At 61.3% G+C, this 13,770-nt stretch carries 15 protein-coding genes; 3 read left to right on the forward strand and 12 right to left on the reverse strand.

The genetic code is table 11. The annotated features are described in order from the left end of the window. Positions 1 to 93: 93 nt before the first annotated feature. Both GE253_RS19115 and GE253_RS19120 read left to right on the forward strand, forming a co-directional pair. Positions 94 to 564, forward strand: a complete 471-nt coding sequence (locus tag GE253_RS19115) for a flagellar biosynthesis regulator FlaF (protein WP_153205747.1) — start codon at positions 94 to 96, stop codon at positions 562 to 564. A gap of 112 nt (positions 565 to 676) precedes the next feature. After that, the gene (locus tag GE253_RS19120; RefSeq protein ID WP_153205748.1) at positions 677 to 1,459 is read left to right on the forward strand and encodes a hypothetical protein; all 783 of its coding nucleotides are present in this window, start codon (positions 677 to 679) and stop codon (positions 1,457 to 1,459) included. Between the two features lie 125 nt (positions 1,460 to 1,584). Here the strand turns inward: GE253_RS19120 and thiL are convergent, their stop codons facing one another. The 9 genes from thiL to rpiB form a co-directional block, all read right to left on the reverse strand. Continuing rightward, positions 1,585 to 2,589 carry a thiamine-phosphate kinase gene (gene thiL, locus GE253_RS19125; RefSeq protein WP_348770900.1) on the reverse strand — a complete coding sequence of 335 codons (1,005 nt, stop codon included), beginning with the start codon at positions 2,587 to 2,589 and terminating at the stop codon, positions 1,585 to 1,587. Beyond that, positions 2,586 to 3,137 (reverse strand): transcription antitermination factor NusB, encoded by a 552-nt coding sequence (gene nusB / locus GE253_RS19130; protein ID WP_153205749.1) that lies wholly within the window; start codon positions 3,135 to 3,137, stop codon positions 2,586 to 2,588. Before nusB ends, thiL begins: the two co-directional genes overlap by 4 nt. Positions 3,138 to 3,147: 10 nt before the next feature. After that, positions 3,148 to 3,612 carry a 6,7-dimethyl-8-ribityllumazine synthase gene (locus tag GE253_RS19135; RefSeq protein ID WP_089289286.1) on the reverse strand — a complete coding sequence of 155 codons (465 nt, stop codon included), beginning with the start codon at positions 3,610 to 3,612 and terminating at the stop codon, positions 3,148 to 3,150. A 46-nt stretch (positions 3,613 to 3,658) separates the two neighbouring features. Then, positions 3,659 to 4,801 (reverse strand): 3,4-dihydroxy-2-butanone-4-phosphate synthase, encoded by a 1,143-nt coding sequence (gene ribB / locus GE253_RS19140; RefSeq protein WP_153205750.1) that lies wholly within the window; start codon positions 4,799 to 4,801, stop codon positions 3,659 to 3,661. A 2-nt stretch (positions 4,802 to 4,803) separates the two neighbouring features. Further along, positions 4,804 to 5,394, reverse strand: coding sequence for a riboflavin synthase (locus GE253_RS19145; protein WP_153205751.1), 591 nt, complete (start codon positions 5,392 to 5,394; stop codon positions 4,804 to 4,806). Between the two features lie 91 nt (positions 5,395 to 5,485). Continuing rightward, a complete protein-coding gene (gene ribD / locus GE253_RS19150; protein WP_153205752.1) occupies positions 5,486 to 6,580 on the reverse strand; it encodes a bifunctional diaminohydroxyphosphoribosylaminopyrimidine deaminase/5-amino-6-(5-phosphoribosylamino)uracil reductase RibD in 1,095 nt (364 codons plus the stop codon). Positions 6,581 to 6,633: 53 nt separating this feature from the next. After that, positions 6,634 to 7,101: a transcriptional regulator NrdR gene (gene nrdR / locus GE253_RS19155; RefSeq protein WP_153205753.1), complete on the reverse strand. Its 468-nt coding sequence runs from the start codon at positions 7,099 to 7,101 to the stop codon at positions 6,634 to 6,636. A 93-nt stretch (positions 7,102 to 7,194) separates the two neighbouring features. Continuing rightward, positions 7,195 to 8,484 (reverse strand): serine hydroxymethyltransferase, encoded by a 1,290-nt coding sequence (gene glyA, locus GE253_RS19160; RefSeq protein ID WP_153205754.1) that lies wholly within the window; start codon positions 8,482 to 8,484, stop codon positions 7,195 to 7,197. Positions 8,485 to 8,522: 38 nt separating this feature from the next. Beyond that, positions 8,523 to 8,984 (reverse strand): ribose 5-phosphate isomerase B, encoded by a 462-nt coding sequence (gene rpiB, locus GE253_RS19165; protein WP_153205755.1) that lies wholly within the window; start codon positions 8,982 to 8,984, stop codon positions 8,523 to 8,525. 490 nt (positions 8,985 to 9,474) lie between these two features. Between rpiB and GE253_RS19170 the strand changes: the two genes are divergently transcribed. Beyond that, complete coding sequence (locus tag GE253_RS19170) at positions 9,475 to 9,918, forward strand: MucR family transcriptional regulator (RefSeq protein WP_153205756.1); 444 nt, start codon at positions 9,475 to 9,477, stop codon at positions 9,916 to 9,918. A 135-nt stretch (positions 9,919 to 10,053) separates the two neighbouring features. On the opposite strand, the gene grxD is transcribed toward GE253_RS19170, so the two are convergent. The 3 genes from grxD to GE253_RS19185 form a co-directional block, all read right to left on the reverse strand. Next, a complete protein-coding gene (grxD, locus tag GE253_RS19175) occupies positions 10,054 to 10,392 on the reverse strand; it encodes a Grx4 family monothiol glutaredoxin (RefSeq protein ID WP_153205757.1) in 339 nt (112 codons plus the stop codon). A gap of 339 nt (positions 10,393 to 10,731) precedes the next feature. Next, positions 10,732 to 11,253, reverse strand: coding sequence for a DUF6702 family protein (locus tag GE253_RS19180; protein WP_153205758.1), 522 nt, complete (start codon positions 11,251 to 11,253; stop codon positions 10,732 to 10,734). Beyond that, the gene (locus GE253_RS19185; RefSeq protein ID WP_173012732.1) at positions 11,250 to 13,712 is read right to left on the reverse strand and encodes a M1 family metallopeptidase; all 2,463 of its coding nucleotides are present in this window, start codon (positions 13,710 to 13,712) and stop codon (positions 11,250 to 11,252) included. The genes GE253_RS19180 and GE253_RS19185 overlap by 4 nt, the downstream gene beginning before the upstream one ends. Positions 13,713 to 13,770 lie beyond the last annotated feature (58 nt).

Consider the following 13,770-nt stretch of genomic DNA (forward strand, 5'->3'; position numbering starts at 1 on the left):
GACGCACTCTAAGGCATTATTCTTGTCGGACGTACCCCATTGTGGAATAATGCATCTGTCTTATTGGTCCGTTCACAGGACATGGCACCCGTTATGAAGCCAGCGACCGGTTACACAAACCGCCCCGTCTCTGAGGATCCCCGCGATGTGGAGGCTTGGGGTTTGACCGAAGCAGCCCGGCGCCTGATCCATGCGCGTCAGGCGCCGGATAATCCGGAACTGCTGCGTCAGGCTCTCTCGCTCAATCAGCGGCTCTGGACCATCTTCCAGACCTCCATGGTCGATCCGGAATGTCCGCTGCCGCGTGACGTGCGCGATAATATCCTCACCCTGTCCATCATCGTTGATCGGCAGACGTTTGATCGGCTGATCGATCTGGATACGACGAAGCTTGATCGGTTGATTGACATTAATCGGGCAGTGGCGACCGGATTGTCGCAGCGGCCAGCGGCGGGCGACAGTCCTGTTGCGGCCCCGTCCCAGGCCACCGCACCGGTCCCCCCACCGAGGCCGAAGCCCAACCAACCGCCAATGCCAAGCGGCAAACTGAGCATATCGATCTGATCGGTCGCTGACCGGCTCATGTGAGTGTTTGATTGCATTTTATCTAATTCCGGCCTAGACTGGCTGGTAATTCGGTTCTCCTGCCGATCATGGATCTTGGAAAGGATCTGCCATGGTCACGTCCATTCTCTCTTCCAGCAGCACTGACACTGCTGCCAGCCTTGCCGCCGCCAGCCAAGCCATTGCTGAAGGTAAGGTGAAGGCTGCCCAGGCCGTCGCTGATCTGTCGACAATTGGCGACAGTGTTGCCGCGCTGCAGGAAAAGCAGAGGAAGCAGGAAGAACAGTCGCTGGCACAGTCCAAGATCAATGTTCAGACCTTGGAAAAGCAGGTCTACAAATCCGCCTATGCCACCACCAGCTCGGCCACTGATATTGGCAACCTAGTGGCGGACAATACCCGGCTGAATGTCTATAGCGCCCTGAAGAAGGGTGACAAAGGGGATGTTTATCGCTTTACGACGCAGGGAACCGGGTCGATCACCTTGGGCACGGTCAGCGATCCAGGGCTGCGGGTACAGGTGATGACCCGCTATGGCGGGGTTCTGGCCGACAGCAAGGAAGGCACTGGCAAAAGCAACGAAAGTTTCAAGGCCCTGCAGACGGGCGACCTGAAGCTGGACAATGGTGAGTATTTCATCAAAGTCACCCATGATGGCACCACCCCGCTGGACGAGAAGGGGAAACCCATCGAGGACAAGAACTACGCCATCCAGCTTTCCAAGGGCCTGTACAAGACCGACTATGATACCATCGCCAAACAGGCGACGGCAGCCAGCAGCACACCCCAACTTTCTTCCGCACAGCTGGAACTGCAGAATATGCTGCAGACCCAGTCCTATACCCCGACCGGGCAAAGCGGCACAAAGAAGCTGTTGGGCATTCTCGGCGGTTGAAGGAACACAAAATCTTCCTGGATCGCTCTCGATCAAGGGGGATTGGTATATTATCGGATAATGGACATGAAAAAGGGCGGTGAGGCCAAAGCTCACCGCCCTTTTTGCATTTGTACCGCCGCTACTCAGCGATGCTCCCAGCCGCCTTGGCCGATGGGCATTTCAACCCCACCCATGCCCAGAACCGCCACCCCCACCGGGCCTTCCGTCACCCGCCCTATGCGCGTGACGGTGACACCGGCGCTGGCAGCAGCGGCGGCAATATCATCGCCCTTGCCGGCTGGCGCTGTGAAGGCAACCTCATAATCATCACCCCCCGTCAGCACGGCGCTCAGCAGCTCCGGCTGGCGGGTCACCAGACGGGCGGCAGCAGGCGACAACGGCACCGTACGGGCATCCAGCGCGATGCCGACATTGCTGGCGGCCGCCAGATGACGCAGATCCCCCACCAGCCCATCGGAGATGTCCAGGGCCGCCGTGGCAAAAACACGCAAGGAGGCAACAAGCTCCAGCCGGGGTGAGGGGCGGCGCAGGCGTCCCACCAGATAGGCACGGTCGGCATCCGGCACCGGCTGGGCCAAGGTGCCCAAGGCCAGTTTCAAGCCCAGGGCGGCATCGCCGATATTGCCGGTGACGAAAACCGCATCACCCGGTCGGGCGCCCTTGCGCCGGATCATCGTGCCGCGCGGCACGATGCCCAGCGCGTTAATGGTCAGCGACAGGGGGCCCTGGGTGGAAACACTGTCCCCCCCCAGCAGGTTGGTCTTGAAGGCGCGCTGTGCCACGCCCAACCCGGCGGCAAAGGCGGCGACCCATTCATCGCTGGTGCTCCGCGGCAGTGCCATCACCAGACTATAGGCCAGGGGTTCGGCCCCCTTGGCCGCCAGATCCGACATATTGACAGCCAGGATCTTGTGCGCCAGATCCGCCGGATCATCGCCGGGCAGGAAATGCACGCCGGCCACCATGCCATCGCAGGTGGCCACCAACTGCTGATCGGCCGGCACATCCAGCACGGCCGCATCATCCGTCAGATCGAAGGCACCGGGCACCCCCACGGCCAGCGGCCGGAAATAGGCCGCGATCCGGCCGAATTCCCCCAACCCTGCCCCTGCCACGGCCTGTGTCACGAACCGGCCTTCTTGGCGGCCGCCTTGGCTGCCATTTCCTCCGGGCGCAGGGCGCGGGCCAGCTTGTCCAGCACGCCATTCACCATGCCGGGCTCGCGTCCCGCGAAGAAGGCGTGGGTGACGTCGATATAATCATTGATGATGATGTGCGGCGCCACCGGACCATTGGCCAGCAATTCCCAGGCCCCAGCGCGCAGAATGGCCCGCAGCAGCAGTTCCATCCGGTCCAGCGACCATTGCCGGTCCAGCAGACCGCCCAGCAACTCATCCACCTCGGCCAGACGGGCCTGAACACCGCGCACGATGTCGCCGAACAGCACCGTATCCGCCGTCACGAATTCGTCGCCATCCTGCTCCTGCCCGATGCGGTGGCGGACAAATTCCATAATCACCGCATCGCTGGACGCGCCGGCAAGATCGATCTGGTACAGCGCCTGCACCGCTGCCAGACGGGCAGCGCTGCGCCGGGCCTTGGCAGAGCCGGTGGGCTTGATCTTGGGCGGCGGCTCCGGCTTGGGCGGCAGGGCGATCTTCTTGCGCGGCGGCATGGTTCAAAACTCAGCGGGAAAAAAGGCGGAATTGCTGTTTCAGGGCGATCATCTGCAAACAGGCATTTGCAGCGAAGCCGCCCTTGTTCTTCTGGTTGACGGCAGCGCGCACCCAGGCCTGTTCCCGGTTCTCGGTGGTCAGAATGCCATTGCCGATGGCCAGCGTATAACGCAGGGCCAGATCCTGCAGGCCACGGGCACTTTCATTGCACACGTAATCATAATGGGTGGTTTCACCCCGGATCACGCAGCCCAGTGCCACATAGCCATCAAAACGGCGGCGACCGGAATAGAAATCCATCGAGCGGACGGAGAACTGGATGGCCGCCGGCACCTCATAAACGCCGGGCACCTGGAAAATCTCATAGGTGGCACCGGCCTTCTCCAGCTCGGCCACCGCGCCCTTCACCAGTTCATCGGCGAGATCTTCGTAGAAGCGGGCTTCCACGATCATGATATGGGGCGCGTCGGCCATGGCTGATTCTTCCTGTAAAAGACGAAAGCGACGGGTTGCCGGCAACTCAGAAGGCGGTGGGTATGGCGCGCTGGCCAACAATGGTCAACCCATAGCCTTCGAGGCCCACCACCGTCTTTTTGGTATTGCTCAGCAAAACCATCTCCCGCACGCCCAGATCGTTGAGGATCTGCGCGCCGATCCCATAGTCGCGCAATTCGCCCGACAGTTCCAGATTGCCGTCATCGACATTGCGCACACGGTCAGCCAGAGAGAATGGCTGGGCGTCGCGCATCACCACGACCACGCCACGATCCTCCCCGGCGATGGTGCGCAATGCCCCTTCCAGGCCGCCGCGCGGACCATGGCGGGTATCCCCCAACAGATCCTTGACGATATCCAGCGAATGCATCCGCACCGGCACCGGGCCGGGGGCGGCGACATCGCCCTTCACCAGGGCGATATGTTCCGCCCCGCTCATCCGGTTGCGATAGATCACCATTTCGAAGCGGCCGCCGAAATGGCTTTCCAGCGTGGTGCGATAGCTGCGCTCGACAATGGTTTCGGTGCGGCGGCGATAGGCGATCAGGTCAGCGATGGTGCCGATCTTCAGCCCGTGCAGCTGGGCAAACTTCACCAGATCCGGCATCCGGGCCATGGTGCCATCGTCATTCATGATCTCGCAGATCACGCCCGACGGGTTCAGCCCGGCCAGCCGGGCGAAATCGACCGAGGCTTCCGTATGGCCGGCGCGCACCAGCGTGCCGCCATCGCGGGCCAACAGCGGGAAGACATGACCCGGCGTCACGATATCGCGCGGGTCAACATTGCGGTCGATGGCCACCTGAACCGTGCGAGCGCGGTCAGCGGCGGAAATGCCGGTCGTCACCCCTTCCCGCGCCTCAATCGACACGGTGAAGGCGGTCTGGTGGCGGGTACCATTCTGCTGCGCCATCAGCGGCAGGCGCAGCCGTTCGATCTGCTGGCTGTCCATGGTCAGGCAGATCAGGCCGCGGCCATAGCGGGCCATGAAATTGATCGCCTCCGGCGTCGCCATCTGGGCGGGGATGACCAGATCGCCCTCATTCTCCCGGTCCTCATCATCAACCAGGATGAACATGCGGCCCTGGCGGGCCTCTTCGATCAGTTCTTCGGTGCTGCTCAGCACCGCGCGGTCATCCGGCGGCAAACGGGATTCGGGAGCGGACATTTTCAGCCTTCTTTTCCAACCAGACGGGCGACATAACGCGCCAGCATATCGACTTCCAGATTGACCCGCGCCCCGGCCCCGATCTGGCCGAAGGTGGTCTCCTGCGCGGTATGGGGGATGATGTTCACGCCGAACACATCGCCCTCAACCTCGTTCACGGTCAGGGAGACGCCATTCAGCGCCACCGAGCCCTTGGCCGCAATATAACGGGCCAGATTGGCCGGGGCCTGGAAGCGCCAGCGGTGGCTGTCACCATCCGGCGTCACCGACAGCACGGTGACGATGCCATCGACATGGCCATAGACCAGATGGCCCCCCAGCTCATCCCCCAGCTTCAGGGAACGTTCCAGGTTGACGGGCGTGCCCACCACCCAATCGCCCACCGTCGTCTTGGCGATGGTCTCCGCTGACACATCGACGCGGTAAGCGCCGGCCAGCTTCTCAATGACCGTCAGGCAAACACCGTTGGACGCGATGGACGCGCCCATTGCCACCTGCGACAGGTCATAGCGGGTCTCGATCGTCAGGCGAAGATCGCCACGATGCTCGATGTCGGCAATCCGGCCGATGTCGGTGATGATGCCTGTAAACATGCGAATAAATTAGGTCGATAAGGCGCAAGTTGCGAGCGGGATTTCTCTGCGGTTCACGCATGGCCCCGCTGTGCAGACACGCCCTTGTCCCTCAACGGGACCGGGACACGGCACGGCGATAGCGTTCCAGCAGATCATCGCCCAGCGGCAGCACATCCACCCGCCGGAAACGCAACGCATCGGCCAGATCGTCAATGCCGAAACCGGCGGCCGCCCCAAGCCCGTCGCCGCCAATGACCATCGGTGCCCGGAACCATTCCAGCCGATCCACCTCCCCCGCCCGCAGCAGGGAAGCGGCCAGCCGCGATCCACCTTCGGCCAATACCCGTGTCACTCCCCGCGTTGCCAAGGCGCGCAGGGCGGCAGCGATGCCGATTTCGCCGGGGGTTTCCGGTTCAATCTCAATCAGTTGTACGCCGCAATCGATGAAAGCCTGCGCCCGCGCTGCCTCCGCCCCGTGGCGCAGGGTAACGATCCAGGTCGGCACCCTGGTCGCCTGCCGCACCAGCTTGGCTGTCAGCGGCAGACGCAGGCGGGTATCCAGCACCACCCGCACCGGCGAGCGATCTTCCAGCCCCGGCAGGCGGCAGGTCAGTTCCGGATCATCGGCCAGGGCCGTGCCGATCCCCACCATGATGGCATCATGGTTTGCGCGCAGGCGATGCCCCTGCTCGCGCGCCAGAACCCCGGTGATCCATTGGCTGTGACCGCTGCGGGTGGCGATACGGCCATCCAGGCTGGTGGCCATTTTCAGGCTGACCATTGGCTTGGCATAGCGGATGCGGTTGATGAAACCTTCGTTGAGGGTCTCCGCCTCCGCCGCCATCAGGCCGACATCCACCTGAATACCGGCTTCCCGCAGCCGGCGGATGCCACCGCCGCAGACGCGTGGATCGGGGTCTTCGCAGGCCACCACCACCCGCGCCACCCCGGCGGCGATCAGCGCCTCCGAACAGGGTGGGGTCTTGCCATGATGGTTGCAGGGCTCCAGGCTGACATAGGCGGTGGCCCCGCGCGCCGCCGCCCCGGCCTGGGCCAAAGCCTGGGTTTCCCCATGCGGCCGCCCGCCGGATGCGGTAACCGCCTGGCCCAGCACCTGACCATCCTTAACGATAAGGCAGCCCACCGACGGGTTGGGCCATACCCGGCCCAGCCCCGTTTCAGCCAGGGCCAGGGCGGACGCCATATGGGCGTGGTCCGCCGGCGAAAAACCAGGTGCCGGCATCGGCGAAGTTCCACTCACTCAGGGGTAAGCACATCGGTGCGGAGGGTTTCAACGAACTGGTTGAAATCCGTCGCCTCCCGAAAATCTTTATAAACAGAGGCATAGCGGATATAGGCGACCTTATCGAGCGCCTTCAGGCTGTCCATCACCATGGCGCCGATCTGGGTCGCCGGAATTTCCGTCTCCCCGGAACTTTCCAGCTGACGGACTATGGAGTTGACCACCCGGTCGATCCGGTCTGCATCCACCGGGCGCTTGCGCAGGGCGATGCGCATGGAGCGCAGCATCTTTTCCCGATCAAACGGCTCCCGCGCGCCGGAGCTTTTCACCACGGTCAATTCGCGCAGCTGTACCCGCTCGAATGTCGTGAACCGGGCACCACAGGACGAGCAGAAACGCCGCCGCCGAATGGCCGAATTATCCTCGGTCGGTCGGCTGTCCTTCACCTGGGTATCGTCATTCCCGCAGAACGGGCAGCGCATACGAAGCCTCCATTCATCCCTGTATTTTATTTTAATTCATTGGTGCGCAAAACAAAACCGCGCCCTGTATAGCAGGGCGCGGTGTCGTTCACATTACAGGTTCGGATAGATCGGGAACTGGCGGCACAGCGCCTGTACCCGTTCGCGCACCCGGGATTCCGCCGCGCTGTTATCGCCATTGCTGACGGCCAGTGCGTCCAGCACCTCAACGATCATGTCGCCGATCTGCGCGAACTCGGCCGTGCCGAAGCCACGTGTCGTGGCTGCCGGGCTGCCCAGACGCACGCCCGACGTAACGAAGGGCTTTTCCGGATCGAACGGCACGCCGTTCTTGTTGCAGGTCATGCCGGCATTTTCCAGCGCATGTTCCGCCGCTTTGCCGGTCAGCTTCTTCGGGCGCAGGTCCACCAGCACGATATGGCTGTCGGTGCCGCCGGAAACGATATCCAGACCACCGGCCACCAGCCGTTCCGCCAGCACCTTGGCGTTGGCGACAACATTGGCGGCGTAAGTCTTGAACTCCGGCCGCAGTGCCTCACCAAAGGCCACGGCCTTGGCGGCGATGACATGCATCAGCGGACCGCCCTGCAGGCCAGGGAACACGGCAGAGTTGATCTTCTTACCCAAATCCAGATCATTGGACAGGATCATGCCGCCACGCGGACCGCGCAGCGTCTTATGGGTGGTGGTGGTCACCACATGGGCGTGCGGCAGCGGATCGGGATAGACGCCAGCGGCGATCAGACCCGCATAATGGGCCATATCCACCATGAAATAGGCGCCGATCTCGTCGGCGATCTTGCGGAAACGGGCAAAATCAATGGCGCGCGGATAGGCGGAACCGCCAGCGATGATCAGCTTGGGCTTATGTTCGCGCGCCTTAGCCTCCAGATCATCATAATCGATCAGGTGGGTGTCGCGGGTCACCCCGTAGGAGACGACCTTGAACCACTTGCCGGACTGGTTGGCCGGCGCACCATGGGTCAGGTGACCACCGGCGGCCAGATCCATACCCATGAAGGTGTCGCCCGGCTGCAGCAGGGCCATGAACACCGCCTGGTTGGCCTGGGCACCGGAATGCGGCTGCACATTAACATATTCACAACCAAACAGCTTCTTGGCGCGCTCAATAGCAAGCTGTTCGGCGATATCGACATATTCACAACCGCCATAATAGCGCTTGCCCGGATAGCCTTCTGCGTACTTGTTGGTGAGGACGGAGCCCTGGGCTTCCAGCACGGCGGCGGAAACGATGTTCTCCGAGGCGATCAGCTCAATCTGTTCCTGCTGCCGGGCCAGCTCCTTGGCAATGCCCTGATACAGGTCGGGATCGGCGGCGGCCAGCCGGTCGGAAAAGAAGGGGGAACCCTGAATGCTGTCCATGATCGTCTGATCCTCAACAGTAGGAAAGGCCGCCGGGTTCAGCCCAGCATGGCCACGCGGCGGGCATGACGCCCGCCTTCGAATGGGGTGGCAAAGAAGGTGGCGACAATGTCCTTCACCACCTCAATACCGGTGGTGCGGGCACCCAGCACCAACACATTGGCATCATTGTGCAAACGGGTCAGCCGCGCATCCGTCGGGCTGTGGCACAGGGCAGCGCGCACGTGGCGATGGCGGTTGGCGGCAATGGAAATACCGATGCCGGTACCGCAGATCAGCACGCCCTGCACGGCGCGCCCGTCGGCCAGGGCAGCGGCTACCGCATCGGCATAGGTGGGATAATCGACCGAGGCGCTGCCATCGGTACCCAAATCCAGCACCGTATGACCCAGATCGCGCAGCTGGGCGGCAATCTGGGCCTTCAGCTCCGGCCCCGCATGATCGGACGCAATCGCAATCGTCAGCGCGCCTGCCAGGGTGCCAATTGCCTCGCCATTCATGGTGCCACCTTATTCCAGTACCATATCCGCGCCCCAATGCGGGACCAACAGGGTAAAACACCCCAGAGTTTGGGGGTATCTGACGCAGGCGACCCTAGCAGATGGTTTCCCACAGCACCAGAACCGGCGAACGAATGGGAGAGCAAGCCCGCCCTGCCCCCGGCGCTTGCCTGCGAGCGGGCCGACGGCCGCGTTGGGGTGCAAGAAACCCCGAGTCGTAATTAGTTGGGAATTGATATCTATCATGCACCCGCATGACAAATTGCCGAAGGGTCGGACCGCTATAACATAGGATATAGGCCTACTACAGTTGGACCGTGGCGGCAGTAGCAGAAGGTCCAACCTGACTGTTTCACCAAGGTGTTATATAAACTTTGACACAACAACAGCAGCAAGTAATCTAAACAATGATACCGATGTTTCCCGTTGACATAATTTCACCGCCGTGCGAAGCGAAAACATCGCTGGGCGCAATTTGGGAAAAGACACAATGACCGATCAGCTGGGTAATGAGCTGCAGACAGGCGATCTTCTGCGGATGACGGCAGAAATCGTTTCTGCCTATGTCGGCAAGAACACGTTACAGACACAGCAGCTCCCGGAAGTGATCAACGCGGTTTACTCCACGCTTACCGGACTTCAGGGCGCACCTCAGGAAGCGACGGTGGAGCCGGCGCGTCCAGCCGTGCCAATCAAGCGTTCTGTGACGCCTGAATATATCATCTGCCTGGAAGATGGTAAGAAGTTGAAGATGCTGAAGCGGCATCTGCGTTCCACCTACGACATGACACCGGATGAATACCGGATCAAGTGGGGCCTGCCGCCAGACTATCCCATGGTGGCGCCGAACTATGCTGCGCAGCGGTCGGAGTTTGCCAAGAAAATCGGCCTGGGTCGGGGGTCATCGGTGCGTGCTGGCCGTCGTCGCGGCTGACACGGCTATTGCCCCCAGTGGGGAACTGGTTTCCTGATCAGAAACCATCGTCAAGATGATAAGTTCAGTCCTGGCAGTAAAAAGGGCCGCCCTGGAGTTCCAGGGCGGCCCTTTATCATTTACCTGATTGGAAGATCAGGCGGCATCGCCGAAAGCGACACCCTTGTCCTGCAGCAGTTCCTGCAGCTCGCCCGCCTCGTACATTTCGCGGACAATGTCACAGCCGCCAACAAATTCACCCTTCACATAAAGCTGGGGAATCGTCGGCCAGTTGCTGAATTCCTTGATGCCCTGGCGCAGAGCGGGATCGACCAGGATATCGATGCCCTTGAACTTGACACCCAGCTGGCTCAGCACCTGCACAACGGCAGCGGAGAAACCGCACTGCGGGAACACCGGCGTCCCCTTCATATACAGCAAAACGTCGTTATCAGCGATGTCACGCTTGATGCGCTCGGCAACCGTCTGGTCCATCTAGAGAACCCCTTAGCTGGTGATGCTTTTGCAGATCAATAACCAAGACGCAGAATATATGCTACTAGAATCGATAAATACCAAAAATGCATAGCTGAACCGAATTAGCCGCACAATAAAGGCGTACTCCTTGATCACAATTGCTCACATGGGTGGCCCGGGCGGCGTTCAGTGTTTGGCTCTGGCAGCATCCTGGAAACCATAAAATATACTGAAATGTTGGAAATCAGCCATCGCTGAGAACTGAATCAATATCTGATCCGCAGCGCCGCAGAAATTGCCGCCCCCCCGAGACTGATGGGCATTGATCAGAGCCGGCGGCCGGGATCAATGCCGCTCTCACCGATCAAACGTCACATTCTCCGCCTTGTCCTGGCCGTTGAAGGTCAGGGTGCGGATATGGGCCGGGTCGCCATCGGCCATGTCGAAATTCACCTGATTAAGCTGGGTGCGGAAGACATCGCGCAGGATGCCATCCTCCACCGCCAATGCTTTGGGCGGGGCCGGCAGGGCCAGTTCCTGATAGACGAAGATGTGATCGCCCTCCAGCTCGGCCCCCAGCAGCTTCAGGGACAGGGGCTTGCCCCCCAGCGGGGTCAGGCTGAAACGGGCCTCGACATACAGCGCCAGCTTGGCCTGATCCTCCAGCCTGGACAGGTCCGGGGTGGCGATACCCGCCTGCTGGCTCAGCGCCACCTCCGCATCATGGGCGTGCAGCTTATGCTCCACCTCCAGAAGTTTAGCCGCAGCGTTCCAGCGCACCAGCGTCAGGGATGACTTGGCCCGGTGGGCCTGGGCCGGCAAGGCGGCGGCCAGCAGCAGGCCACCGCCCATCAGGGCCAACAGGGACCGGCGCCTCATTTCGCCTCACCCGCCGGGGCCAGCGGCACATCCTTGCCGGGTTCCACCCCCTTGCCCTTCTCCCCTTCCTTGGCCTTCAACTCCACCAGCATGTCGGCCATCAGGTTCTTCTCGTCCCGCTTATCCTTGTAGAGTTCCAGGCGGGAAGCGTGGATGCGGCGGGGGAAGCTGTTATTGGACGTGTCGGCATCGGCAATTTCCTGCCGCGGGTCCAGATCGACGGCGACGATCTGCTTGGGCCGGATCAGCATCTTCGTGACTTGCTTGGCGTTGTAACGCCAGATTTCCGCCGGAATCATCAGGAACTCGGTGCTTTTGTCGGCAAGGGTCAGTTGCAGGGGCAGCGGCATCACCAGCCCGCCCTTATTGACGAAATCCAGGAAATAGACCCAGTCGCCCTCCTTCTCCGCCCTGGCCAGGGCCTCACGCTCCCACGGTTCCAGCCCTTCCAGCATCTCCTGATAGCTGTTGCGGTCCTTGTTGGTGACGGTGAACTTGTCGTTCTCGTTATAGAAATCCTTCAGCGACGGGTCGCGCTCCACCGCCGTCTGCAGGCCCTGTTCCCGGTTATGGATGCTGGCCAGCGGTTCGCGCTGGTCGCGCGCCGCCTCTTCGCGCTGCAGCGGCTTCTCCTTGTCCGGGTTACTGGTGCCGATACGGTATTCCCGCACATTGCTGAGGTCGATATCGACGTGATCGGTGGTATAGAACCAGCCGCGCCAGAACCAGTCCAGATCCACGCCCGACGCATCCTCCATGGTGCGAAAGAAGTCGGACGGGGTTGGGCGCTTGAACTTCCAGCGCCGCGCATATTCGCGGAAGGCGTGGTCGAACAGCTCCCGCCCCATGATCGTTTCACGCAGGATGGTCAGCGCGGTGGCCGGCTTGGTATAGGCATTGGGGCCGAACTGCAAAACGCTGTCCGACTGCGTCATGATCGGCACCTGATTTTCGCTGACCATATAGCTGGTTATCTGTGCCGGCAGGTTGGGGTTGCGGGTCTGGCCGCCGAATCCTTCCTCCCATTCCAGATGGGCGATATTCTGCAGGAAAGTGTTCAGCCCCTCATCCATCCAGCTCCATTGCCGTTCATCGGAATTGACGGTCATGGGGAAATAGATATGGCCGATCTCGTGGATCACCACGCCGATCAGACCGTATTTCGCCTGAGCGGAATAGGTGCGCTTGCCCGTCTTCTTATCCACGCTGGGGCGATATCCGTTGAAGGTGATCATCGGATATTCCATGCCCCCGCCTTCCCACGTATTCACCGACTGGGCCGTGGGATAGGGATAGGCGAAGGAGAATTTGGAATAGGTGCGCAGGGTGTGCACCACCGCCTGGGTGGAATATTTCGACCAGAGCGGCTCCGCCTCCTTCGGGTAGAAGGACATGGCCATCACTTCCGGCTGGGTCTGATCCTCCTGGCGATAGCCCATCGCATCCCAGATAAATTTGTTGGAGCTGGCAAAGGCGAAGTCGCGCACATTCTGGGCGCGGAACACCCAGGTGCGCATCTCCTTGTCCGTCGCCTTCTCATTCTCCGCCGCCTCTTCCGGCGTGACGATGAAGACGGGCTGCTTGGCGGTGCGGGCCTTCTCCAGGCGTTCACGCTGGGTTTCGCTCAGCACGTCGCTGGCATTGCGCAACTCCCCGCTGGCCGAGACGAAATGATCGGCCGGCACGGTCAGGGAGACATCGTAATTGCCAAATTCCAGCGTGAACTCCCCCCGGCCCAGAAAGGCCTTGTGCTGCCAGCCGGCATAGTCGGTATAGGCGGCCATGCGGGGAAACCATTGGGCGATGAAGAACAGGTCGCTGTCGGGCTCCGTGAAATGCTCATACCCGCTGCGGCCGCCGATCCGGTCCTGGTTGATGATATTGAAGGCCCAGTCGATGGAGAAACTGACCGAGGCACCCGGCGCCAGCGGCTGGCGCAGGTCGATGCGCATCATGGTATCGACGATGACATAGGGCAGCGGGCTGCCCCGGTCATCGGTCACCTTAGCGATCTCAAACCCGTATTTGATATCCTTCATCATCTGGGCGCGGGCCAGCGTGTCATAGCTGATCCGGTCCTCCCCGCTGGTGCGGGTCAGCTCAGCAATCGATTTGTCCTTGTAGATATTCTGGTCCAGCTGCAGCCACAGATAGGGCAGGGCGTCGGGCGAGTTGTTGGCGTAGCGGATGGTCTCCGACGCGGTGATGCGCTTGCCCGCCGCATCCAGCTTGGCATTGATGCGGTAATCGGCCCGCTGCTGCCAATATTGGTGGCCGGGGGCCCCCGATGCCGTGCGATAATTGTTGGGGGTGGGCAGGTCCACCTCCAATTGGCGGAACTTGTCCTGCCAATTGCCCTTGGTCTGTTCAATCGCATCCGCCGATACCGGCAGGGATGGCAGAAAACACAATAGCAGCGTGGCCAGCACGGCCGCCGCGCAGCGCTTGAAACCGATCATTCCCCACTCTCCCCCCGCCGAGGCCGTCCAATCGCCCCAACGTTTCAAGCAATGGATA

It is taken from the genome of Niveispirillum sp. SYP-B3756 (genome assembly GCF_009495745.1).
GTDB lineage: Bacteria > Pseudomonadota > Alphaproteobacteria > Azospirillales > Azospirillaceae > Niveispirillum.